The sequence below is a fragment of the Pseudomonas neuropathica genome, from assembly GCF_015461835.1.
GTDB classification, from domain to species: domain Bacteria; phylum Pseudomonadota; class Gammaproteobacteria; order Pseudomonadales; family Pseudomonadaceae; genus Aquipseudomonas; species Aquipseudomonas neuropathica.
Window position 1 is genome coordinate 256,503 of sequence record NZ_JACOPX010000007.1, and the last position, 24,845, is coordinate 281,347.

At 60.0% G+C, this 24,845-nt stretch carries 17 protein-coding genes; 6 read left to right on the forward strand and 11 right to left on the reverse strand.

Annotated features, from left to right (window positions below; translation table 11 throughout):
• Positions 1–71 precede the first annotated feature (71 nt).
• Both sigX and H8F23_RS12375 read left to right on the forward strand, forming a co-directional pair.
• The gene (gene sigX, locus H8F23_RS12370) at positions 72–662 is read left to right on the forward strand and encodes an RNA polymerase sigma factor SigX (protein ID WP_011333251.1); all 591 of its coding nucleotides are present in this window, start codon (positions 72–74) and stop codon (positions 660–662) included.
• A 107-nt stretch (positions 663–769) separates the two neighbouring features.
• Entirely contained in the window at positions 770–1,804 is a 1,035-nt protein-coding gene (locus H8F23_RS12375) for an OmpA family protein (RefSeq protein WP_034152869.1), read from the forward strand.
• Positions 1,805–1,874: 70 nt separating this feature from the next.
• Here H8F23_RS12375 and cobA read toward each other — a convergent pair whose 3' ends face one another.
• From cobA to H8F23_RS12415, 8 genes are all read right to left on the reverse strand, one after another.
• Positions 1,875–2,669 carry a uroporphyrinogen-III C-methyltransferase gene (gene cobA / locus H8F23_RS12380; protein WP_194934542.1) on the reverse strand — a complete coding sequence of 265 codons (795 nt, stop codon included), beginning with the start codon at positions 2,667–2,669 and terminating at the stop codon, positions 1,875–1,877.
• A gap of 13 nt (positions 2,670–2,682) precedes the next feature.
• Positions 2,683–5,397 (reverse strand): nitrate reductase, encoded by a 2,715-nt coding sequence (locus H8F23_RS12385; RefSeq protein WP_194934543.1) that lies wholly within the window; start codon positions 5,395–5,397, stop codon positions 2,683–2,685.
• Complete coding sequence (gene nirD, locus H8F23_RS12390) at positions 5,397–5,714, reverse strand: nitrite reductase small subunit NirD (protein WP_175554899.1); 318 nt, start codon at positions 5,712–5,714, stop codon at positions 5,397–5,399. The genes H8F23_RS12385 and nirD overlap by 1 nt, the downstream gene beginning before the upstream one ends.
• A complete protein-coding gene (nirB, locus tag H8F23_RS12395; RefSeq protein WP_194934544.1) occupies positions 5,711–8,164 on the reverse strand; it encodes a nitrite reductase large subunit NirB in 2,454 nt (817 codons plus the stop codon). Before nirB ends, nirD begins: the two co-directional genes overlap by 4 nt.
• 414 nt (positions 8,165–8,578) lie before the next feature.
• Positions 8,579–10,249 carry a bifunctional protein-serine/threonine kinase/phosphatase gene (locus H8F23_RS12400; protein ID WP_194934545.1) on the reverse strand — a complete coding sequence of 557 codons (1,671 nt, stop codon included), beginning with the start codon at positions 10,247–10,249 and terminating at the stop codon, positions 8,579–8,581.
• A gap of 7 nt (positions 10,250–10,256) precedes the next feature.
• Complete coding sequence (locus tag H8F23_RS12405) at positions 10,257–11,468, reverse strand: nitrate/nitrite transporter (RefSeq protein ID WP_194934546.1); 1,212 nt, start codon at positions 11,466–11,468, stop codon at positions 10,257–10,259.
• Positions 11,469–12,096: 628 nt separating this feature from the next.
• Positions 12,097–12,672 carry an ANTAR domain-containing response regulator gene (locus H8F23_RS12410; protein WP_007916390.1) on the reverse strand — a complete coding sequence of 192 codons (576 nt, stop codon included), beginning with the start codon at positions 12,670–12,672 and terminating at the stop codon, positions 12,097–12,099.
• Between the two features lie 15 nt (positions 12,673–12,687).
• The gene (locus H8F23_RS12415) at positions 12,688–13,899 is read right to left on the reverse strand and encodes a CmpA/NrtA family ABC transporter substrate-binding protein (protein ID WP_194934547.1); all 1,212 of its coding nucleotides are present in this window, start codon (positions 13,897–13,899) and stop codon (positions 12,688–12,690) included.
• A gap of 223 nt (positions 13,900–14,122) precedes the next feature.
• Here H8F23_RS12415 and H8F23_RS12420 point away from each other — a divergent pair, with 223 nt between their 5' ends.
• Positions 14,123–15,145 (forward strand): quinone-dependent dihydroorotate dehydrogenase, encoded by a 1,023-nt coding sequence (locus H8F23_RS12420; protein ID WP_194934548.1) that lies wholly within the window; start codon positions 14,123–14,125, stop codon positions 15,143–15,145.
• A gap of 262 nt (positions 15,146–15,407) precedes the next feature.
• Here the strand turns inward: H8F23_RS12420 and rmf are convergent, their stop codons facing one another.
• A complete protein-coding gene (gene rmf / locus H8F23_RS12425) occupies positions 15,408–15,623 on the reverse strand; it encodes a ribosome modulation factor (protein ID WP_003223300.1) in 216 nt (71 codons plus the stop codon).
• A gap of 532 nt (positions 15,624–16,155) precedes the next feature.
• On the opposite strand from rmf, the gene rlmKL reads away from it, so the two are divergent.
• Positions 16,156–18,426, forward strand: a complete 2,271-nt coding sequence (gene rlmKL, locus H8F23_RS12430) for a bifunctional 23S rRNA (guanine(2069)-N(7))-methyltransferase RlmK/23S rRNA (guanine(2445)-N(2))-methyltransferase RlmL (RefSeq protein ID WP_095047738.1) — start codon at positions 16,156–16,158, stop codon at positions 18,424–18,426.
• 147 nt (positions 18,427–18,573) lie between these two features.
• Complete coding sequence (locus H8F23_RS12435) at positions 18,574–20,955, forward strand: sensor domain-containing diguanylate cyclase (RefSeq protein ID WP_194934549.1); 2,382 nt, start codon at positions 18,574–18,576, stop codon at positions 20,953–20,955.
• Positions 20,956–21,075: 120 nt separating this feature from the next.
• On the opposite strand, the gene dacB is transcribed toward H8F23_RS12435, so the two are convergent.
• On the reverse strand, positions 21,076–22,536 hold the full coding sequence (gene dacB / locus H8F23_RS12440; RefSeq protein WP_194934550.1) for a D-alanyl-D-alanine carboxypeptidase/D-alanyl-D-alanine endopeptidase: 1,461 nt from the start codon (positions 22,534–22,536) through the stop codon (positions 21,076–21,078).
• A 233-nt stretch (positions 22,537–22,769) separates the two neighbouring features.
• Here dacB and H8F23_RS12445 point away from each other — a divergent pair, with 233 nt between their 5' ends.
• The gene (locus tag H8F23_RS12445; protein WP_095189455.1) at positions 22,770–23,114 is read left to right on the forward strand and encodes a YggL family protein; all 345 of its coding nucleotides are present in this window, start codon (positions 22,770–22,772) and stop codon (positions 23,112–23,114) included.
• 267 nt (positions 23,115–23,381) lie between these two features.
• On the opposite strand, the gene H8F23_RS12450 is transcribed toward H8F23_RS12445, so the two are convergent.
• Entirely contained in the window at positions 23,382–24,572 is a 1,191-nt protein-coding gene (locus tag H8F23_RS12450) for a benzoate/H(+) symporter BenE family transporter (protein ID WP_194934551.1), read from the reverse strand.
• Between the last annotated feature and the right edge of the window lie 273 nt (positions 24,573–24,845).

Sequence of the window (24,845 nt, forward strand, 5' to 3'; positions counted from 1 at the left end):
GTATGCCGCCGCAAAATGCCAGCTGATGCTGGTTGCGGCGGACATTGACCTGACTGTCGGCACGACTTGTTTTGAATAAAGCCCAAACGCTATCCACGCGCTACGACCCCCGCGAGCTCTCTGATGAGGAGTTGGTCGCGCGCTCGCATACCGAGCTTTTTCACGTAACGCGCGCCTATGAAGAACTGATGCGGCGTTACCAGCGAACATTATTTAACGTTTGTGCGAGATATCTTGGGAACGATCGCGACGCAGACGATGTCTGTCAGGAAGTCATGTTGAAGGTGCTGTATGGCCTGAAGAACTTCGAGGGGAAATCGAAGTTCAAAACGTGGCTCTACAGCATCACGTACAACGAATGTATTACGCAGTATCGGAAGGAACGGCGAAAGCGTCGCTTGATGGACGCATTGAGTCTTGACCCCCTCGAGGAAGCGTCCGAAGAAAAGGCGCCGAAACCCGAGGAGAAGGGCGGGCTTGATCGCTGGCTGGTGTATGTGAACCCGATTGACCGTGAAATTCTGGTGCTTCGATTTGTCGCAGAGCTGGAATTTCAGGAGATCGCAGACATCATGCACATGGGTTTGAGTGCGACAAAAATGCGTTACAAACGTGCTCTAGATAAATTGCGTGAGAAATTTGCAGGCATTGCTGAAACTTAGTTCAGCGCAAATATCTCTTACGTGTAGGCAAGTTCTGATAGACTTGCCGCCGAGTTGTCCCCCGGTTTGCGGGACTGCTTCACAATCACCAGATGGGGATTTAACGGATGAAACTGAAAAACACCTTGGGCTTGGCCATTGGTTCTCTGATTGCCGCCACTTCGTTCGGCGCTCTGGCACAAGGCCAAGGCGCAGTTGAAATCGAAGGCTTCGCAAAGAAAGAACAATTCGACAGCGCTCGTAACTTCAAGAACAACGGCAACCTGTTCGGCGGCTCGATCGGTTACTTCCTGACCGACGACGTTGAACTGCGTCTGGGCTACGACGAAGTGCACAACGTGCGTTCCGACGACGGTCGTAACATCAAGGGCGCTAACACCGCTCTGGACGCTCTGTACCACTTCAACAACCCAGGCGACATGCTGCGTCCATACGTATCGGCTGGTTTCTCCGATCAGAGCATCGGTCAGAACGGTTCCGGCGGTCGTGACCGCTCCACCTTCGCCAACGTTGGCGCTGGTGCCAAGCTGTACTTCACCGACAACTTCTACGCCCGTGCTGGCGTTGAAGCTCAGTACAACATCGACCAGGGCGACACCGAGTGGGCTCCTAGCGTCGGTATCGGTGTGAACTTCGGTGGCGGCTCCAAGCCTGCTGCTGCTCCAGTTCCAGCACCAGCTGAAGTCTGCTCCGACAGCGACAACGATGGCGTTTGCGACAACGTTGACAAGTGCCCGGACACCCCAGCCAACGTAACTGTTGACGCTGACGGCTGCCCAGCAGTTGCTGAAGTTGTTCGTGTTGAGCTGGACGTCAAGTTCGACTTCGACAAGTCGGTTGTGAAGCCAAACAGCTACGGCGACATCAAAAACCTGGCTGACTTCATGAAGCAGTACCCATCCACCACCACTACTGTTGAAGGTCACACTGACTCCGTCGGTCCTGACGCTTACAACCAGAAACTGTCCGAGCGTCGTGCAAACGCCGTTAAGCAAGTTCTGACCAACCAGTACGGTGTTGAATCGTCCCGCGTTCAGTCTGTTGGCTACGGCGAATCCCGCCCAGTTGCTGACAACAAAACTGAAGCTGGCCGCGCTGTAAACCGTCGCGTAGAAGCGCAGGTTGAAGCTCAAGCTAAGTAATTAGCTGCCGCTCTAAGAAAAGCCCGGCTTAGGCCGGGCTTTTCTTTGCCTGCGATTTGGCTTTGCAGCTTTAAAAGATCGCAGCCTGCGGCAGCTCCTGCATTGGATCTGCATAGGTCATGTAGGAGTTGCCGAAGGCTGCGATCTTTTGCTCTTCAACAATGGCAGCCACCGCACCAATCACCAGAATCGCCGGGCTTTTCAGCCCAAATCTGAAGGCATCATCACTCATGCTCGCCAGATCACTCCGGCATTCGCGCTGCTCTGGCAACGATGCATTCTCGATCATCGCCACCGGCGTATCCGCCGCCATCCCGCCTGCCAGCAGTTGATCGCGAATCTCCCCCAGCTTGGCCACTCCCATATAGACCACCAGCGTAGTACCACCCTGTGCCAGCGCCTGCCAGTTCAACTGGCTGTCGTCCTGGGTGTGTGCAGTCACCAGCGTCACCCCGCGCGCCACACCGCGTAACGTCAGCGGAATATCGCACTGCGTCGCCCCGGCCAGCCCGGCGGTGATGCCATTGACCAACTCCACTTCGACGCCGCGCTCCCGCAGCCACTGCGCCTCTTCACCGCCACGGCCGAAGATGCACGGATCGCCGCCCTTGAGCCGCACCACACACTTGCCATGGCGGGCATAGCGCAGCATCAACCGATGGATAAATGCCTGCGGCGTCGAACGGCATCCACCGCGTTTACCCACCGCAATAATGCGGGCGTCAGGGCAGTGTTCCAGCACCGCGTCGTTGACCAGATCATCGATCAGCACCACATCGGCCTCGCGCAGGGCGCGCACTGCTTTGAGGGTCAGCAGTTCCGGATCACCCGGCCCTGCGCCGACCAGCCAGACTTTTGCGTTCATGGTGTTTTCCTCATCAGATGACGGCGGCTGGCTGCACATCGGCAGCCAGTAAGCGTTTTATTTCCGGGACGCACGAGCCGCATTGCGTGCCGCAGCCCAGTTGGTTTTTCAAACCCTGCAGATCCAGGCCTTGGCGAATGCCGGCGCAGACCGTGTTGAGGCTGACGTTCTTGCAGTTGCACAGGGTTTTATCCACAGCGATTTGCGCCCCGACACTGCCCGGCGGCGCACTCATTGGCGCCAATAGCCAGCGCCGCAGTTGCTCATCCGCACGGCCTTCCAGCCACAACCCTTCCAGCCAATGCTGCGCGAGGGTTTCACCGGCTAACCGGATCGCAGTGATCCGGCCGTTTTCAATGCGCACGCGTTTGCCAATGGCGCGGCGAGGATCGTCATAGGCCAATACCGGGCCGTCGATCAGTGACAGGCATTGGTCGATTTCACCGAGCAATTGCGCGTTCGGAGCTTCGCTGCTAGCCGCGCGTATCAGCAATGCAGATCGTTCACGTCCGACAAGGCTGAGACTCACGTAGGAAAATGCCTCACAGAGCGGTCGTAGGGCCTCGAAATGCCGCTGAACATCACCCTCGATCAGTGCGAAAAGCTGCCACGGCAGATTGACCGGTTCCAGGCGCACGCCGCTGTGTTTCAGCTCCGGTTGTTTCGACAGTGGATCAAAGGCCGGCAGGGTCAGGCTGTTCACACCGCCCTTGAGAAAACGGTCGCCCCAGTGCATCGGCAGAAACGCTTGCCCCGGGCGTACGCTGTCATCGCTGCCAACCGCGACGATTACTGCGCCGCGACGACTTTTAAGGTTGACCAGATCGCCCGGCTGCAAACGATGCCGGCGCATTTCGTCCGGGTGCAGGCTCAACACCGCTTCGCTGACATGCCCGAACAATTGCGCTGCCGTGCCAGTGCGGCTCATACCGTGCCATTGATCGCGCAAGCGGCCAGTGATCAACGTCAGTGGAAAGCGAGCATCGCGCTGCTCTTTAGCGCCGCGATACGGGTCGGCTATGAATTGCGCGCGGCCGTTGGCGGTCGGAAAAATCCCGTCCTCGTACAGTCGTGGCGTTCCTTGCCGCGCTCCGACAGGGAAGGGCCATTGCTGCGGTCCGATCTCGTCGATCAGCGCGTGACTGATCCCGGACATATCCAGATCCCGCCCACGCGTCAGTCCTTTGAATTCATCGAACAACTGCGCGGGCTGAGTAAACGCAAACAGGCTCGGTTCAGCGGGGCGCAGACGTGTCTCCAGACGCTGTGCGAAATCCACTGTGATCGCCCAGTCCGGCCGCGCTTCCCCCGGTGGGAGGATGGCTTTGCGTACGTGGGAAATGCGTCGCTCGGAGTTGGTCACCGAGCCTTCCTTCTCGCCCCAACTGGCGGCAGGCAGCAGAAGATCGGCGAATGCTGCGGTTTCGGTGGTGCGAAAGGCTTCTTGCAGAACCACAAACGGGCAGGTCTCAAGCGCTGCTCGCACAGCATGTTGGTCCGGCATCGATTGCGCAGGGTTGGTGCAGGCAATCCACAACGCCTTGATCTTGCCGTTGCGCATTTGCTCGAACAGTTCGATGGCACTGAGACCAGTATTTTCCGGCAACCGATCAACGCCCCAATAAGCCGCCACTTCGGCACGGTGTTCAGGGTTGGCCGAGTCTCGATGGCCCGGCAACAGATTCGACAAACTGCCCGTTTCGCGCCCGCCCATGGCATTTGGCTGACCGGTAAGGGAGAAAGGTCCTGCACCCGGACGGCCGATTTGTCCGGTGGCCAAGTGCAGATTGATCAGCGCGCTGTTCTTCGCGCTGCCAGCGGTGGACTGGTTCAGCCCCATGCACCACAGCGACAGAAAACTCGGCGAGGTGCCGACCCATTCAGCGCACTGCTGCAGTTGCTCGACACTGACTCCGCATAGTTGCGACACCATTTGCGGGGTGTAATCGCGCACCAGATTCTTCAGTTCGGCGAGGCCATCGGTGTGCGCTTTGACGAAGTCGCGGTCGATCCAGTCTTCCCACAACAACAGATGAAGAATCCCATGGAACAACGCGACATCGGTGCCCGGTAGAATCGCCAAGTGCAGATCCGCGAGGTCGCAGGTGTCGGTACGCCGTGGGTCAATGACGATGACTTTCATCTGTGGGCGGCGGGATTTTGCCTCCTCCAGCCGACGGAAAAGTACCGGATGGGCGTAGGCCATGTTACTGCCGACGATCATCACGCAATCGCTGAACTCCAGGTCTTCATAACTGCACGGAGGGGCATCGGCGCCGAGGCTGCGCTTGTAGCCGACCACTGCTGAAGACATGCACAGGCGCGAATTGCTGTCGATGTTGTTGGTCGCGACCAACGCCCGCGCCAGTTTGTTGAAGGCGTAATAGTCCTCGGTCAGCAACTGCCCGGAAATATAGAACGCCACACTGTCCGGGCCGTGCTCGGCAATGGTCTCGGCGAACACGTTGGCAGCGTGTTCCAGTGCCGTATCCCAATCCGTTCGGCTGCGCGCCAGGCCTTTGCCCAGACGCAGTTCCGGGTACAGCGCGCGAGCGGCAAGGTCGCCGGTCAGGTGCAGGGTCGAGCCTTTGCTGCACAGTTTGCCGAAGTTGGCCGGGTGCGCCGGATCGCCGCTGACGCCGAGGATGCGCTCGCCGTCATGCTCGATCAGCACGCCGCAGCCGACCCCGCAATAACAGCAGGTCGAGGCGGTCGTCTGGCGGCTCATCAGATGGCGTCCCGCAGGGCCAGTTGCACACGGCCGTTTTCGACCCGCGCCGGGTGATGGTGGGCACAACCGATGTCCGGCGCCTGCGCTTCGCCAGATTCGAGGTCGATTTGCCAATTGTGCAACGGGCAGGCCACACGTTTGCCGTAGATCAAACCTTGCGACAATGGCCCGCCCTTGTGCGGGCAGCGATCGTCGAGGGCGAAAACCTCATCGTCGCTTGTACGAAAAATCGCGATGTCACCTCTTGGCCCGGCAATGATTCGCGAACCGAGGGCATTGATCTCGTCGAGAGCGCAGATATCGAGCCAGTTCATGCCGGCACCTCCAGATTTTTCACAGGGATCACATCGAATTCTTTCTTCAGTTGCGGCTGCGCCAGACGCTCTTTCCAAGGGTCTTGCTCGAACGACAGAGAGAATTGCAGGCGCTCGTTCAGGGCCTTGCGACGCTCGGGGTCTTCGAGTACGGCTTTCTTGATGTGCTCCATGCCGACCCGTTGCAGGTAGTGCACGGTGCGTTCGAGGTAGAAGGCTTCTTCGCGGTAGAGCTGCAGGAACGCGCCGTTGTATTCGCGGACTTCCTCGGCGGTTTTCAGCTTGACGAAAAACTCAGCGACCTCGGTTTTGATCCCGCCGTTACCGCCGATGTACATCTCCCAACCGGAGTCGACACCGATAATTCCTACGTCTTTGATCCCCGCTTCCGAGCAGTTGCGTGGGCAACCGGAGACGGCGAGTTTCACTTTGTGCGGCGACCACATGTTGAACAGATCATGCTCCAGCTCGATGCCCAGTTGCGTCGAGTTCTGCGTGCCAAAGCGGCAGAACTCGCTACCGACGCAGGTTTTCACAGTACGGATGGATTTGCCGTAAGCATGGCCGGAGGGCATGTCGAGGTCTTTCCAGACGCCGGGCAAGTCCTGCTTCTTGATGCCGAGCAAATCGATGCGCTGACCGCCGGTGACCTTGACCATCGGCACGTTGTACTTGTCGGCCACGTCGGCAATCCGCCGCAGTTCCGAAGGATTGGTCACACCGCCCCACATCCGTGGCACCACCGAATAGGTGCCGTCCTTCTGGATGTTGGCGTGGGCGCGTTCGTTGATCAGGCGTGATTGCGGATCGTCCTTGGCTTCGCCGGGCCAGGTGGAAATCAGGTAATAGTTGAGGGCTGGCCGGCAGGTCGCGCAACCGTTAGGCGTGCGCCAGTTGAGGTAACTCATGGTCCCGGCGATGGTCAGCAGATGCTGTTCGCGAATCGCTTGGCGAATCTGCCCGTGGTTGAGATCGCTGCATCCGCAGATGGCTTTTTCGCTTTTCGGTTTGACGTCGGCCGCGCCGCCGACGGTGTTGATGAGGATCTGCTCGACCAACCCGGCGCACGAACCGCAGGAGCTGGCAGCCTTGGTGTGTTTCTTCACCTCATCGACGCTGAACAGGCCGTGTTCCTGAATGGCTTTGACGATGGTGCCTTTGCATACGCCGTTGCAACCGCAGACTTCGGCGCTGTCGGCCATGACCATGGCTTTGTCCTGGCCCTGATGTCCTACGTCTCCGAGTGCGTTTTCTCCGAACATGAGGTGATCACGGATCTCGCCGATGGCGTGATTCTCACGAATCTGCCGGAAATACCAACCGCCATCTGCCGTATCGCCGTACAGACAGGCGCCGACCAGCACGTCATCCTTGATCACCAGTTTTTTGTACACGCCGCCAATCGGGTCGGAGAGGGTGATGGTTTCCGTACCTTCGCCGCCCATGAAATCGCCGGCGGAAAACAGGTCGATGCCGGTGACTTTCAATTTTGTCGAGGTCACCGAACCCTGATAACGGGCGAAACCCAGTTGTGCGAGGTGGTTGGCGCAGACCTTGGCCTGTTCGAACAACGGCGCGACCAGACCGTAGGCAATGCCGCGATGGCTGGCGCATTCACCGATGGCATAAATACGCGGGTCGTAGGTTTGCAGGGTGTCGTTGACCAGAATCCCGCGATTGCACGGGATGCCGGCCTTTTCCGCGAGTTCGGTGTTGGGACGAATACCGGCAGCCATGACCACCAGATCAGCCGGGATAATCTCGCCGTTCTTGAACTGCACCGAGCCGACCCGGCCATTGCCCGCATCGTGCAGCGCCTGAGTCTGTTCGCACAGACGGAAGTGCAGGCCACGGGATTCGAGGGCGCTTTGCAGCAGTTGGCCACTGGTCTTGTCCAGTTGTCGTTCCAGCAACCACTCACCGATGTGCACCACGGTGACGTGCATGCCGCGCAGCATCAGGCCATTGGCGGCTTCGAGACCGAGCAGACCGCCACCGATGACCACCGCGTGCTTGTGGGTTTTGGCGGTGTCGATCATGGCTTGGGTGTCGGCGATGTCGCGATAGCCGATCACGCCCTGCAGGGTGTTGCCGGGGATCGGCAGGATAAACGGCGTCGAGCCGGTGGCGATCAGCAGGCGATCGTATTCGGCTTCGGTGCCGTCCTCGGCGATCACCCGACGTTTGACCCGGTCGATCTCCACCACTTTGCGGTTGAGCAACAGCTTGATGTGGTTTTCCAGGTACCAGTCGAGATCGTTGAGGACGATTTCTTCGAAGGTCTGCTCACCGGCCAGCACCGGCGATAGCAGGATGCGGTTGTAGTTGGTGTGCGGTTCGGCGCCGAAGACCGTGATGTCGTACAGCTCGTTGCTCAGCTTGAGCAGTTCTTCGAGGGTGCGGACCCCGGCCATGCCATTGCCGATCATCACCAGTTTGAGTTTTTTCATCAGGTTCTCCGGGGAGCTGCGGCTGGCCTCTTGTGGGCAGTCAGGCCTTGCTCGAGAAATTTTGCGCAAACAAAAAAAGGCGTCCCGCTAGTTGCCTAGCGAGGACGCCTTTGTCCTGGTCCCGTGCTCTCGGGAAGCGCAGCCTTCGTCGTTGAAGGTTGGGCTTTATGTGTGTGTTGGGAGAGGTAATGCAGTGGTTGTGCCAAGTGGGGGCGGTGGCGGGTTTATTGGGGTTTGGCAGGTTCTGAGGGTGATTTTTTGCACTGAATCGAGGCGGGTTGCTCGTTCGTGGGGCGCTCAGGTAGATGGATTTGTGGTGATTGGGCTGACGTCATCGCGAGCAGGCTCACTCCTACAGGGGAACGCGTTTCGAATTGTAGGAGTGAGCCTGCTCGCGATGGCCGCGACGCGGTGTCAGTGATGAAACAACAAAACCAGCAACACCAGATTCCCCAACAGAGCCAGCAACGCCATCGTCCGCCACACCTTCAAAGGCTCACGCTCCAATAAAGGTCTGGGCCGCACACTCAAACTCTGCCTCTCGCCCTGTTCTAACACCAACAACCACTCTTCAGCCGTTTCAAACCGTTGCTGCGGATCAGCCGCCACGCCACGCTCCAGACTCTGTGCCAGCCATTCCGGCAGATCCGGCCGATAGCGACTGGCGCTCACCGGCAGACCAAAGCGCGGACGCTGAAACGCTTCGATCTCGCCATAAGGAAAATGCCCGGTGAGCAGGAAATACAGGGTCACGCCCAGTGCATACAAATCCTGCTGCGCACTCGGCGGATCACCGCGAAACGCTTCCGGGGCGATGTAACTGGGTGTCCCGGGCAGCGTCGATGGCGCGTCTTCGGACAATCCCGGGCAATACGCCAGGCCAAAGTCCAGCAGGCGCAATTCGCCGTCGTCGCCCAGGTGCAGATTTTCCGGTTTGATGTCCCGGTGCAGAATCTGTCGCCGATGCAGCAGCCCGACCGCGCGCAACAGGCGCTCGGCGGTGTCCTGCCACTGCGCCAGCGGCAATGGACCGGATTGCTGGAACAGCTGCGCCAGTGTCGTCCCCGAATATTCGCGCATCACGTAGTACAAATGCTGACGCTGCTGGCAGGCATGGACTTCGGGAAAGTGGCGGCCGGCCACGCGTTTCAGGAACCACTCCTCGGACAGCAGCGCCTGCCCGGCGCGAGGGTCATCGGCGTTACGCGAAGGCAGGGTTTTCAGCAACCACGTCTGACCTTGGCCATCGAGAACCCGATACAGCAGCGATTGCTGGCTCTGACTGACAATGCCATGCACCTGCCAGCCCTCGAATGCCTGGCCGGGTTTCAGCGTTGGCGGCAGGGGCCATTGCTGCAGATGAATCAGCGCATCGCCAATACTCGCCTCACCGACCGCATCGACGCGCACCAGCAACGCACTGGCATTGTCCTGGCTTCCCGCCAGATGCGCGGCGTTGACCAGCGTCTGCGCGGCAATGTGCAGATCCGGCTGATCACGCAGAGTCGCCGCAATCGCGGTATCTCCGAGTGTCGACCAGACCCCGTCGCTGAGCAGTACGAAACACTCACCCTCGCGCAGTTCACCGTCGAGAAAATCCAGCACCAGATGCTGATCCAGGCCCAGCGCACGCTTGAGCACATGCTGCATGCCCGGCTGATCCCAGACGTGGTCTTCGCTGATTCGCTGCAAGCTGTCTGCGTGCCAGCGATACACCCGGCAATCGCCGACGTGGGCGAGGGTAAAGCGCCGGCCGCGCAGGATCAGAGCACTGACTGTGGTGAGCAACGGTTGCCCACCACCGTTGGCCTGCAACCAGCGGTTTTGCGCGAGCAGCAGGCGATCCAGTGCCTGGGCCACGCTCCAGGTTTCCGGCGTGGCGTAGTAGTCGAGCGCCAGCGCCTGCAAGGTCGAGCGCGCGGCCAGTCCGCCATCGGCACACTGGCTGACGCCATCGGCGATAGCGAACAGATAACCCTTGCTCGCCGCCAGCGCCGGCGCGGGCGTGACCAGACGCAAAGCGTCCTGATTCTCCGCGCGCGGGCCGGTGGCGCTGGCTTCGGCAAAACTCAGTTTCAGGGCCATCGATGCTTCAGACCCGCGCCGCCGTCACTGCCGCCGAACCCCAGGTGGTTCTCCAGCGACGCTTGACGCCGTGCAGGCCAAACCACGCCAGCACGCCAAGGCTGGCGAACAACCACAACGCCAATTGATAGCTGCCGGTGCTCTGCTTGATCGCGCCCATACCGGCGGCCAAGGCAAAACCGCCGATGCCGCCGGCCATGCCAATCAGCCCGGTCATCACGCCGATCTCCAGACGAAAACGCTGCGGTACCAGTTGGAAAACTGCGCCGTTGCCTGCCCCTAAACCGAGCATGGTGCAGACGAAAAGCGCCAGAGCAGCGTAGGAACTTGGCAGGTTGAACCCCACGGCAGCAATGCACACGGCGGCGACGGTGTACATCGCCAGCAACGTGCGAATACCACCAAAGCGATCAGCCAGTGCACCACCCAGCGGCCGCATCAAGCTGCCGCCGAACACGCAAGCTGCAGTGTAGTAACCGGCGGTCACCGGGCTCAAACCGTACTGATCGTTGAAGTAGCCGGGCAGGGCGCTGGCCAGGCCGATAAAGCCGCCGAAGGTCACGCTGTAAAAAAACATGAACCACCAACTGTCACGGTCGCCCAGGGCTTTGAAGTAGTCAGCCATGGCTTTGGCTTTCGGCCGCTCAGGGGCGTTTTTTGCCAGCCAGGCGAACAGCACCAGGGTCAGAATCAGCGGGATCAGAGCGAAACCGAAGACATTGCTCCAGCCGAACGCAGCGGCGAGTACCGGCGCGAGCAGCGCGGCAAACACGGTGCCGGAGTTGCCCGCACCGGCAATGCCCATGGCTTTGCCTTGATGCTGCGGCGGGTACCACTGCGACGCCAACGGCAGTGCAACAGCAAACGACGCGCCGGCCATGCCGAGAAACAGGCCGAGTATCAGCGCCTGTTCATAACTGTGGATGCCGATTTTCCAGGCGCCGAACAGTGCGCAGATGACGATGACCTGGCCAATCAGGCCGGCGGTTTTCGGCGACAGCCGATCGGCGAGCATTCCCATCACAAAACGCAGCACTGCACCGGCGAGGATCGGCGTGGCGACCACGAGGCCGCGTTGCTGCGTGGTTAGCTGCAGGTCGGCGGCAATTTGCACCGCCAATGGGCCGAGCAGGTACCAGACCATGAAGCTCAGGTCGAAATACAGGAAGGCTGCGAACAATGTCGGGGTGTGGCCGGATTTCCAGAAGCTTGATTTCATCGCGCACCTCAGCTGAAAAGAGTCTCGAAAGGAGTCATGCAACAGCAGGTGGGGCGCCGCCACGGCCGCACCACCGGCCCCGGTCTGTGGGGCCAAAACGCAAAAACGCCGCTCCCTGATGCGCCGGTTGGGCGAACGGGTGAGCGACGTCTTTGTCGTAGGTGGGGCAACCGCCGTTGGTTACCTGTGCGTTTTACGTAGCGAGATTTGTGCCAACAGCCGGAAAATCAAAAGCCCCTCACCCTAGCCCTCTCCCGGAGGGAGAGGGGACTGACCGAGGTGTCTTGCGCCAAACATCGACCTGAGAAGCCGAGTCGATTATGGATTCACAGCAGAAAACCACAGGTCGGCGTACTTCGCGAGGGGACTGACCGAGGTGTCTTGCGCCAAACATCGACCTGAGAAGCCGAGTCGATTATGGATTCACAGCAGAAAACCACAGGTCGGCGTACTTCGCGAGGGGACTGACCGAGGTGTCTGGCGCCAAACATCGACCTGAGAAGCCGAGTCGATTATGGATTCACAGCAGAAAACCACAGGTCGGCGTACTTCCCGAGCATCCCCCAATCAGTCCCCTCTCCCTCTGGGAGAGGGCTAGGGTGAGGGGCTTTTCAGCGGTGAGAACACCTCAGCCCAATAACTCACTCATCGCAATAATCTGCTCCGCCACCTGAATCAGTTTCTGCTGCCGGCTCATGGCCTGGCGCCGCATCAGCGTGTAAGCCTCTTCCTCATTGCAGTCCTTCATCTTCATTAACAACCCCTTGGCCAGCTCGATTCGCTTACGCTCAGCCAGTTGCTGATCACGCGCCTGCAACTGCGCGCGCAAGGCCTGATCACTTTCGAAGCGCGCCATCGCCACATCGAGAATCGGCTGCAAACGCTGGGCGTGGATGCCTTCGACAATGTAGGCACTGACCCCGGACTTGATCGCCTGGCGCATCACACCAGGATCATGCTCGTCGGTAAACATCACGATCGGCCTTGGCTGGTCGCGACTGACCAGCACCACTTGCTCCATGACATCGCGGCTCGGTGACTCGGTATCGATCAGGATCACGTCCGGGCGCACCGTTTCGACGCGTGCGGGCAGGTCGATGGTCAGGCCGGACTCGTCGATCACCTCGAAACCGGCCTCGGTCAACGCAGCTTTCAGGCGGCCGACTTTTTTCGCTGTGTCGTTGATCAACAGAATGCGCAACATGTTCGCGGTCTCCTGTCAGCGGCGGGCGAGAAGGGGGGCGTCGTCGTTCAGCGCGTGCAACTTGAAACTGCGCGCGTAAGCGGCCGGGTCGCTACCATCCCAGATTTTGCCGTCGAGCAACTGGCTGCTGCGCATGTCGGTGCCCCATGCGGCGATGCCGACAGCGGTGGCGGCGTCGCGGTAGACGTCCAGCCGCTGAACCTGGCGGGCGACGCCGAGGTAGTCCGGATCTTCGCGCAGCAAACCCCAGCGGCGGAACTGGGTCATGAACCACATGCCATCGGACAAGTACGGCAAATTCACTTCACCGTTGCCATGAAAACGCAGCGCATGCGGATCCTGCCAGCGATTGCCGAGGCCATCGGCGTAATCACCGAGAAAACGCGGTTCGATGCACGCCACTGGCGCATCGAGATATTCCGGCGCGCTAAGCAACTGCGCGGTGCTGCGGCGGTTTTCCGGGCTGGCTTCGATGAAACGGCTGGCCTCGAGAACTGCCATCACCAACGCCCGTGCGGTGTTCGGATACTGCTCGACAAATTCACGGGTGCAACCAAGGACTTTTTCCGGATGATCGGGCCAGATGGTCTGGCTGGTGGCCAGGGTAAAACCGAGATTCTGCTGCACTGCACTGGCGGCCCACGGTTCGCCGACGCAAAAACCGTCGATACGCCCGGCTTGCAGGTGCGCGACCATTTGCGGCGGTGGCACCACCACGCTGTCGACGTCCTGCAATGGATGAATGCCCTGGCTCGCCAGCCAGTAATACAGCCACATGGCATGAGTGCCGGTGGGGAAGGTCTGCGCGAAGGTGAGTTTTGCGCGGCTTTGGTGCACATGCCGGTCCAGTGCTTCAGGACTGGTCACGCCGAGGTTTTGCAGGCCGTGCGAGAGGTTGAGGCTCTGACCGTTCTGATTCAGGCCCATCAGCACGGCCATATCGGTCGGGGCGACGCCGCCGATGCCCAGATGCACCGCGTAAATCAGTCCGTACAAACTGTGCGCGGCGTCGAGTTCGCCGCTGACCAGATTGTCGCGCAGATTCGCCCATGAGCTCTGGCGCTTGAGGTTCAGCGTCAATCCATAAGGCTGGGCGAAGCCCTGTGTAGCTGCGACCACCACCGACGCGCAATCGCTCAGGGCCATGAAGCCGAGGTTGATCGCACTTTTTTCCGGGGCATCGCTGCCGTTGACCCAGGCCAGTGGCCCTACCGAAGGTTCATTCATCCAACGTACCTCGAAAAAAAAGCGCCGCCCCGGACTCTGCACAGGCAAACCCCGAAGACGACGCCATTGTCCGTGCCCGCCTGCCGTCATTGACTGGCGTGCTGATAGTCAGGAGGGTGCAAGGCATATGCCAGAGACAGCGATTTGCGCGTGCGCCTCGCGCCGCAGGCCGATGCCCGGCTATAATCGCCGCCTCTTTTCGCCGCCCGAGTCATCGCCGCCCATGTACACCCTGGCCCGTCAGCTGTTGTTCAAACTTTCCCCGGAAACCTCCCACGATCTGTCGCTGGATCTGATCGGCGCGGGTGGGCGTTTGGGCCTCAACGGCTTGCTGTGCAAGGCGCCGGCGAAGAAGCCGGTGACGGTCATGGGCCTCGAGTTTCCGAACCCGGTGGGTCTGGCGGCCGGTCTGGACAAGAACGGCGCGGCCATTGATGGCTTCGCGCAACTGGGTTTCGGTTTTGTTGAAATCGGCACCGTGACCCCACGCCCGCAGCCGGGCAACCCGAAACCACGGATCTTCCGTCTGCCGGAAGCCGAGGCGATCATCAACCGCATGGGTTTCAACAACCTCGGTGTCGATAACCTGCTGGCACGGGTGGCAGCGGCGAAATACAAAGGCGTACTGGGCATCAACATCGGCAAGAACTTCGATACGCCGGTTGAGCGCGCGGTCGACGATTACCTGATCTGCCTGGACAAGGTTTACGCCCATGCGAGCTATGTGACGGTCAACGTCAGCTCGCCGAACACCCCGGGCCTGCGCAGCCTGCAGTTCGGCGATTCGCTCAAGCAGTTGCTGGCGGATCTGGCCACACGTCGCGCCGAACTGGCGTTGCGTCACGGCAAGCATGTGCCGCTGGCGATCAAGATCGCGCCCGACATGACCGATGAAGAAACCGCGCAGGTTGCCCAGGCACTGATCGAAACCGGCATGGACGCGGTAATCGCGACCAACACCACCCTGAGCCGTGTTGGCGTCGAAGGCATGGAGCATGGCGACGAGGCGGGCGGTTTGTCTGGTGCGCCAGTGCGGGAGAAGAGCACCAATACCGTGAAGGTGCTGGCGGGTGAGTTGGCGGGGCGTTTGCCGATCATTGCTGCTGGTGGCATTACCGAAGGCAAGCATGCGGCTGAGAAGATTCTGGCCGGTGCGAGCCTGGTGCAGATCTACTCTGGCTTTATCTATAAAGGCCCCGCGCTGATCCGTGAGTCGGTAGACGCGATCGCCGCCCTGAGAAAATAACCCGTTCACTGTAGGAGCTGCCGCAGGCTGCGATCTTTTGATTCTGTTTTTTAAAATCAAGATCAGGATCAAAAGATCGCAGCCTTCGGCAGCTCCTACAGGGGTAGTTGCCCGCCAATCGAAAGGTGGGTGACAGTCGAGTTTTCGGGCATAAAAAAGGGCTCCTCGAAGGAGCCCCTGGGCCGCAGCCCGCCGTCCGGGAAGGACGTGCATGGTAAGTCGTTACAAAATCAGATTGTCGTGTCGGAATTAATGCCCTGTGTCAGCCGACGGCGTGAAGTTCGTTGAGTCTGTGGATTCCCGCAGTGCCGGTCATACCGTCCCAGTTGTCGCCGCGTCCTTCTCGCCAGCCGTTGATCCAGGCTTGACGTACCGACGGTAGAGTAAATGGGCAAAGCTCACGGGATTTGCCACCAACGCCATATTGATATCCGCGCAAAAATGCTCTTTCCAACGGATCACGCTTAAGTCTTCTCATAGGGTGTTTCCCTCACTTGTTGACTGTTTTGTGTCGCGCTGACCTCAACCGAGGTCTGGCAGAAGAAACCTGCCATGGTGCGGCTCGCTGCCGGCGTGGCGAGCCAAGGTGTTGACGCCGTTGCGACGTCAACCTGTGTTCAGTTCTAACCAATGAGTCACACCGAGGGAATGATCGTTTTGTCATAAGGACGTAACGAAATTGGTGCTACAGCCATAAGTAACGACGGGTTTCATGCACGGTTTTTCAGCAAACCCCGGTATGATCGGCCCCGCGCTGCATGATGGGGTTAATTCTTTAGTGAGAATGACCCACGTTTGCGCTGGGGTATAAAGCGACGAAGGGTCGCTTTAAGACTTTTTGTTTCATCAACTTTTTTATCTGTCCCGGCATCTAAGCTCTTTTAACCCGAGCAGCGGGGATGGAACGGCACACCTTCGTGCCACGCGGGCGTTCTTTTAGAAAAGCGCCTGATTGAAAACCGGATCGGCAATGCGTTGCCGATTCACTAGCCAAAGGCTCTGGAAATACCATGTCCGACCGTTTCGAACTCTTCCTCACTTGCCCTAAAGGTCTTGAAGGCCTGCTCATCGAGGAAGCCGTCGGGCTTGGCCTTGAAGAAGCGCGCGAGCACACCTCCGCCGTGCGTGGCATGGCGACCATGGAAACCGCTTATCGCCTGTGCCTCTGGTCGCGTCTGGCCAACCGCGTGCTGCTGGTGCTCAAGCGCTTCCCGATGAAAGACGCGGAAGACCTGTACCACGGCGTGCTCGACATCGAGTGGCAGGATCACATGCTCAGCGATGGCACCCTGGCTGTTGAATTCAGTGGCCATGGCTCGGGCATCGACAACACCCACTTCGGTGCCTTGAAAGTCAAAGACGCCATCGTCGACAAACTGCGCACCCCGCAGGGCGACCGTCCGTCGATCGACAAGCTCAACCCGGACCTGCGCATTCACCTGCGTCTGGATCGCGGCGAAGCGATTCTCTCCCTTGATCTGTCCGGCCACAGCCTGCATCAGCGCGGTTACCGTCTGCAGCAGGGCGCTGCACCGCTGAAGGAAAACCTCGCGGCGGCGATCCTGATTCGTTCCGGTTGGCCGCGCATTGCCGCTGAAGGCGGCGCGCTGGCTGACCCGATGTGCGGTGTCGGTACGTTCCTCGTCGAAGCGGGGATGATCGCCGCCGACATGGCGCCGAACCTGCGCCGTGAGCAGTGGGGCTTCACCGCATGGCTTGGTCACGTGCCGGCGCTGTGGAAAAAACTCCACGAAGAAGCCGTCGAGCGTGCCGCTGCCGGTCTGGCCAAGCCACCGCTGTGGATTCGTGGTTATGAAGCTGACCCACGGCTGATTCAGCCGGGCCGCAACAACGTTGAGCGTGCTGGCCTGAGCGAGTGGATCAAGATCTACCAGGGCGAAGTCGCGACCTTCGAGCCGCGTCCGGATCAGAACCAGAAAGGTCTGGTCATCTGCAACCCGCCGTACGGCGAGCGTCTCGGCGACGAAGCCAGTCTGCTGTATCTCTACCAGAACCTCGGCGAGCGCCTGCGTCAGGCTTGCCTGAACTGGGAAGCGGCGGTGTTCACCGGCGCCCCGGATCTGGGCAAGCGCATGGGCATCCGCAGTCACAAACAGTATTCGTTCTGGAACGGCGCGCTGCCGTGCAAACTGCTGTTGATCAAAGTGCTGCCGGATCAGTTCGTCACCGGCGAGCGGCGTACCCCGGAACAGCGTCAGGCCGAGCGCGAGCAAGCGGCTTACGATCAGACCCCGGACGAGCCGCAAGAACGCAAGTTCAACAAGAACGGCAACCCGATCAAACCAACGCCAGCCCCGGCGCCGGTGATCGAGCAACCGCGCTTGAGCGAAGGCGGGCAGATGTTTGCCAACCGTCTGCAAAAGAACCTCAAGGCCATGGGCAAGTGGGTCAAGCGCGAAGGCATCGATTGCTACCGCGTCTACGATGCCGACATGCCTGAATATGCGATGGCCATCGACCTGTACCACGATTGGGTACACGTCCAGGAATACGCCGCGCCAAAATCCATTGACCCGGAAAAAGCCTCGGCGCGTATGTTCGACGCGTTGGCGGCCATTCCGCAGGCGCTGAACGTCGACAAGAGCCGCGTGGTGGTCAAACGCCGCGAGCGCCAGAGCGGCACCAAGCAGTACGAGCGTCAGGCTGCACAGGGCAAGTTCAATGAAGTCAGCGAGGGCGGCGTTAAGTTGCTGGTCAACCTCACCGACTACCTCGACACGGGTCTGTTCCTCGACCACCGCCCGATGCGCATGCGCATTCAGAAAGAGGCCGCCGGCAAGCGCTTCCTCAATCTGTTCTGCTACACCGCGACCGCCAGCGTACACGCGGCCAAGGGCGGGGCGCGCAGCACCACCAGCGTCGACCTGTCGAAAACCTACCTCGACTGGGCGCGCCGCAACCTGTCGTTGAACGGCTACTCGGACAAGAACCGTCTGGAGCAGGGCGATGTGATGGCGTGGCTGGAAAGCAGCCGTGACGAGTACGACCTGATCTTCATCGATCCGCCGACCTTCTCCAACTCCAAGCGCATGGAAGGCATCTTCGACGTGCAACGTGATCAGGTGCAGTTGATCGACCTGGCCATGGCGCGTCTGGCAACCGGCGGTGTGCTGTATTTCTCCAACAACTTCCGCAAGTTCCAGTTGGAAGAAAACCTCGCCGAGCGTTACGCGGTCGAGGAAATCAGCGCGCAGACCATTGATCCGGATTTCGCCCGCAACACCAAGATCCACCGCGCCTGGAAAATCACGGCTCGTTGACGCTTTGCGCAATTGGATCCACAGAGCCTTGATTTTTAAAGGCTCCGTGGATCTGCCCGCGCTAGCTAAATTAGTGGCTAATAGCTATAACTCACACACGGTCAATGGGGTTTTCCCGTAAATGCTGGCGTAGTGTGAGTTGTCTTTATGTCGTTGCACCCCGTGCGCCCAAAGATTCTGGGTTTTATCAGCGAAGACGTCTCGGCCTGGCTGGTCGCGCTGCTGGTATTGCTCGCCGGCGGGATTCTCACGGGGCTGCTCGCCTGGGCCACCCTCAATCAATTCCAGCAACAGACCCGTCAGCGTTTTCAACTGCTGGCCAACGAACGTTACACCCGCATCGAAGAACGCTTTCAGGATCAGGAACAACGCCTCGACGGCCTGCGCCGCTTCTTCGCCAACTCCGAATCGGTGTCCCGCGCCGAATTCGACGGTTACACCCACCCCTTATTGATGCGTACCCAGGCCTATTCGTTTGCCCTCAAGGTCAGTGGGGTCGAGCGCGCTGCGTTTGAGCAGCGGGTGCGTGACGAAGGCCTGACCCATTTCACGATTCGTGAGCTGAATGCGCAGGGCGAACTGCAACTGGCGGGCGAGCGCGAGGAATACGTGCCGGTGCTCTACAGCCAGACGCAGAGTCGACTCGGCTCACCGTTGGGGTATGACTTGCTGGCGCAACCCTTGCGCCGGGACACCCTGCAACGTGCCGACAAACGCGGCGGGCTGGCGGTGTCGCAACCGATGCACCTGGTCAGCATCGAGCCGTCCTATGCGCGCGGTGTGCTGCTGGTGGCGCCAGTGAGTCGTAATCGCGAGCGGCAGTCGTTTGGCTACGTGATGGCGGTTATCAGCATGCGCCAGTTGCTGGCCGACGGTCTGCCGGATGCCTTCCATGATTATCTGTCGGTGCGCATTCTCGACATGTCGACCAATGATCAGCACGAAGTGTTGTTCGAGTCGACCAATGAGCCAGCGCCGAGCGACCTGTCGGCCACGCGATTACTGCGCATGGCCGATCACGACTATCAGGTCGATATCCTGCCAAGCGACGCCTTCGCGCAGGCCAACCATTCGTCGGTCGGCAGTGTGATCATCTTGGGTGGCTTGCTCAGTCTGCTGCTCAGCGCCTTGCTCTACGTGTTGGTCAGTCAACGTCAGCGCGCCCTGCGCATGGTCGAACTTCGCACGCAGGAGTTGCACGCCAGCGAACAGGAATTGCGCGGCACCCACGGTCAGTTGCGCGGCGTGCTGAATGCGGCGACGCAGGTGGCGATCATCGCCACCGACTTGCGCGGGGTGATCAACACCTTCAACCCCGGCGCCGAACAAATGCTCGGTTACAGCAGTGCCGAAGTCGTCGGGCACATGACCCTGGAAAACCTGCACCTGCCCCGTGAGCTGATGGCCCGCGCTGCCGAGTTGAGTGCGCGCTACGGGAAAAGCATCCCGACTTGCCACGCGATGCTGGTCGAGGGCGGTGAGGTCGGCGGCCATGAGGCCCGCGAGTGGACGCTGGTGCGCAGCGATGGCAGTCATTTGCCGGTGAACATGCTCGCCACGCCGGTGCTCGATGAACAAGGGTTGTGGGTCGGGCATCTGGCGATCTGCATCGACATCACCGAGCGCAAGCGCGTGCACGAGGTGCTGGCGGCGCGGGATGTGTTGCTGAAGAAACTCAGCGCGCACGTGCCCGGCGGTATTTATCAATTCAGGATGGAATTCGATGGGCGCTTCAGCGTGATTTACGCCAGCGACGGCATCCGCGAGATCTACGAACTGGAGCCGGACGTGCTGTTGTTCAACGCCGAAGCGATCTTCACGCGCATTCATCCACAGGACGTTACTCGTGTGCGCTCTTCCATTCGCGCCTCGGCCGACAGCCTCAGCCCATGGCGCGAGGAATACCGCGTGCAACTGCCCGAGCGCGGCCTGCGCTGGGTGCGCGGCGAGGCGACGCCGGAAGAGCTACCGGGCGGCGGCGTACTCTGGCACGGCTATATCTCGGATATTTCTGACCTCAAACGCGTCGAGGAAGAGTTGCGCGCGCTGTCGGTGACCGATTCGCTGACCGGCATCCATAACCGCCGCTACTTCCAGGAACGCCTGACCACGGAAATGGCCCGGGTCGAGCGCGGCGGCGGCGAGCTGTCGGTGATCATGCTTGATATTGACCACTTCAAACGTATCAACGACCAGTACGGCCATGCCGTGGGCGACCGGGTGCTGCAAGCGGTGTGCGAGCGCATTGGCCATCGATTGCGGCGCACCGATGTGTTCTGTCGCTTGGGCGGCGAGGAATTCATGGTGCTGTGCCCTGACATCGACGGTGAGCATGCGCACACGCTGGCGATTGAGTTGTGGCAGGGTTTGCGCAGTGCGCCGGTGGATGTGGTCGGCGTGGTGACCGCGAGTTTCGGTATCGCCAGTTGGCGACCAGGGGAGGGCGCGGATGCGCTGCTGTTGCGGGCGGATTCGGGCGTGTATATGGCGAAGCAGCGCGGGCGTGATCGTGTCGAACAGATGAGCTAAGCCGCGATGCTAAACCCTTGTAGGAGTGAGCCTGCTCGCGATCGCGATGTGTCAGTCACTTTGATGTGCCTGAACTGACGCTATCGCGAGCAGGCTCACTCCTACAGGGGGGCGCGGTGATCAGAGGACCGAAGCGGTCTGCGCCAGTTTCGGCTGTTTGTACAGATCCAGCAGCACCTGATCCAGCACTGACGATGCCCCAAACGGTGCCTTGTCATTGAGGATCGCCACCACTGCCCAGGTGTTGCCATTCACATCACGGCTGAAGCCGGCGATCGCGCGCACGGTGTTCAGGGTGCCGGTCTTGACGTGAGCCTCACCGCGCATCGCCGTGGTTTTCAGGCGTTTACGCATGGTGCCGTCGGTGCCGGCGATCGGCAGCGAGCTGATGTACTCGGCGGCGTACGGGCTGTGCCAGGCGGCTTGCAGCATGCTCGCCATCTCGCGGGCGCTGACCCGTTCGGCGCGCGACAATCCAGAGCCGTTCTCCATCACCAGATGCGGCGCGGTGATGCCCTTTTTCGCCATCCACTGACGCACCACACGCTGTGCTGCCTTGGCGTCGTCGCCGTCGGCGTCATTGCGGAATTTCTGCCCCAGGCTCAGGAACAACTGCTGAGCCATGGTGTTGTTACTGTATTTGTTAATGTCGCGGATGATTTCCGCCAGATCCGGCGAGTAGGCACGCGCGAGCAGTTTGGCGTTGCTCGGGGTCGAGGCCAGACGATCCTTGCCCTGAATGCTGCCACCCAGTTCTTTCCAGATGGCGCGCACGGCGCCGGCGGTGTAGGTCGCGTGGTCGAGCAGCGACAGATAAGTCTGCGAACTGCAACCTTCGCCCAACTGGCCGGCCACGGTCACGGTCACGCTGCCATCGGCCTGCGGCACTGGGTTGTAGCGCACGCCGCCGGTGCATTGTTTGGAAGGCAGCGCTTTGACAGTGTTTTCGATACGCACGCTGGCAATCGGCGGCTCAACCGAGATCAGCACCCGGCCGTTATCGTTACGGGCAACAAAACGCAGAGCCTTGAGGTTGACCAGCAGCGAGTCGGGTTTGACCAGGAACGGTTTGTTCTCGTCATTACCGTCATCGTTGAATTCCGGCAGCACTGGCTGCACGAAGAAGTTGCGGTCGAGGATCAGATCACCGGTGATTTGCGTCACACCGTTGGCGCGCAGGTCGCGCATCAGCAGCCAGAGCTTTTCCATGTTCAGCTTTGGATCGCCGCCGCCCTTGAGGTAGAGGTTGCCGTTGAGGATACCGCCGTTCAGGTCGCCATCGGTGTAGAACTCGGTCTTCCACTGATGGTTGGGGCCGAGCATTTCCAGCGCCGCGTAAGTGGTCACCAGTTTCATGGTCGAGGCCGGGTTGACCGACACGTCGGCGTTGAACACGGTCGGCGTGCCCGGGCCGTCCAGCGGCACCATCACCAGCGACAGGGCGCTGGGCTGCAATTTGCTCGCCTTGAGGGCTTTTTCGACATTCGGGGTGAGGGAAGTATTGATGGTGGCAGCGGAAACAGGCAGGGCCAGGGGCAAAAGAAGGCCGGCTAGAAACAGAGGACGCAACGATTTGATCATATGAAATAAAACCCTACAGTCGAGGGGAAAATAACGAGGACATGGATGAAAAAGCCCTCAGCGGTCATGAAAGTGTCGGCATTATGCCCCAAGGTGTTACAGCTTGTGCCTTGTCCGGGCCGGCCAATACGTTATTTTTTTACAGGCGGTCGGCTTCAGGGGCCAGAGAGTCGGGCAATCGGCGGCTTAAACTGGTAAAGTGCCGGCCGTTAATACTTAAGAGGATTGTTCCAATGGCGACTAACCGTTCCCAGCGTCTGCGCAAAAAACTGTGCGTTGATGAATTTCAAGAGCTGGGTTTCGAACTGAACCTGGACTTCAAAGAAGACTTGTCCGAAGAAGCCATTGACGCTTTCCTCGAAGCCTTCATCAAAGAAGCCATGGAAGCCAATGGTCTGGGTTATGTGGGCGGCGACGACTTCGGTCTGGTATGCCTGCAGAAGCGTGGCTCGGTCAACGAAGAGCAGCGCGCTGCCGTTGAAGCCTGGCTGAAAAACCGTTCCGAGCTGACCAAGGCTGAAATCAGCCCGCTGCTGGACGTTTGGTATCCGGAAAAGCCGATCAACGCGGCTAAGTGATACTGAAAAAACGGCGACCCTCGGGTCGCCGTTTTTTTTCGTCTGCGTGAGGGCGTTCGCTTTGGTTTGGCGGTGAATCTACCCCTCATCGGAACGCCGCCCGCCCAGCCCTCTCCCCCTGGAGAGGGAGCCGACTTGTGGGCTTTTCAAAGCCTGAGTTCGACTCGGTATCCCACGTCGGCGTATGTCTTCCAAGCACCTCGGTCAGTCCCCTCTCCCTCCGGGAGAGGGATAGGCGGGCGGCGTTCCGATGAGGGGCTTTTGACCTTAAGCTTTACGCCAATTCAAAATCACCAACGTCAAAACCCCCGCCACAATCCCCCAAAACGCCGAACCGATGGAAAACAGCGTCAGCCCCGACGCCGTGACCATAAAGGTAATCAGCGCCGCCTCCCGTTCCTTCACCTCGGCCATGGCAATGCTCAAACCATTGATGATCGAACCGAACAGCGCCAGCGCGGCAATCGACAGCACCAGTTCCTTCGGCAGTGCTGCAAACAACGCCGCCAACGTGGCGCCGAACACCCCGGCAATCCCGTAGAAAATCCCGCACCACACCGCAGCGGTGTAGCGCTTGTTGCGATCTTCATGGGCGTGCGGCCCGGTGCAGATTGCCGCGCTGATCGCTGCGAGGTTGATACCGTGGGAGCCGAACGGCGCCAGCAATAGTGAAGCGATGCCGGTTGTGGTGATCAGCGGCGAAGCCGGGACGTTGTAACCGTCGGCGCGCAACACGGCGATGCCGGGCATGTTCTGCGAGGTCATCGCGACCACGAACAGGGGAATGCCGATGCTGATGGTCGCCGCCAGCGAGAAGTGCGGGGTGGTCCACACCGGTGTCGCCACTTCCAGATGAAAACCGCTGAAGTCGAGCAGACCCATAAAGCCTGACAGCGCGGTGCCGATCAGCAGCGCGGCGAGCACGGCATAACGCGGCGACAGGCGTTTGATCAGCAGATAAGTGAAGAACATCCCCAGCACCAGCCCGGTGCGGTGCTGCGCGGCGACGAAGATTTCACTGCCGATCTTGAACAGAATCCCTGCCAACAATGCCGCCGCCAGTGACGCGGGGATCTTTTTCACCAGGCGTTCGAAGCTGCCGGTCAGGCCGCAGATCGTCACCAGCACGGCGCAGGTGATGTAGGCGCCGATGGCCTCGCCATAGCTCACGCCGCCGAGGCTGGTGATCAACAACGCTGCGCCGGGGGTCGACCAGGCGATGGTGATGGGCGTGCGATAACGCAGCGACAAACCAATCGAACAGACCGCCATACCGATCGAGATCGCCCAGATCCACGAAGAAATCTGCCCGCTGGTCAGGCCCGCCGCTTGCCCGGCCTGGAACATCAGCACCAGCGAGCTGGTGTAGCCGGTCATCATCGCGATGAATCCCGCGACGATCGCCGACGGTGATGTGTCGGCCAGTGGGCGCAGTTGAGTGTGCGTGGCGTCGTTCATGACGGCGGTGTTCCTTATACCAATGAAGATGTCCGCCATGACGCAAACCCTTGTAGGAGCTGCCGAAGGCTGCGATCTGTTGATCTTGCTTCTTAAAATCAAAGTCAAAAGATCGCAGCCTTCGGCAGCTCCTACAGGGGGGGCGGTGTTCTGGCGGCGGATTCTGCGAACAAGCCTAAACTCAAACGTAACGGATCGTTGCAATACAGCGGAAGTCACAAACAGCCGTACAGTCGTGTTGCCACCTTCCATTGTGTACAATCGCGCTGTTTT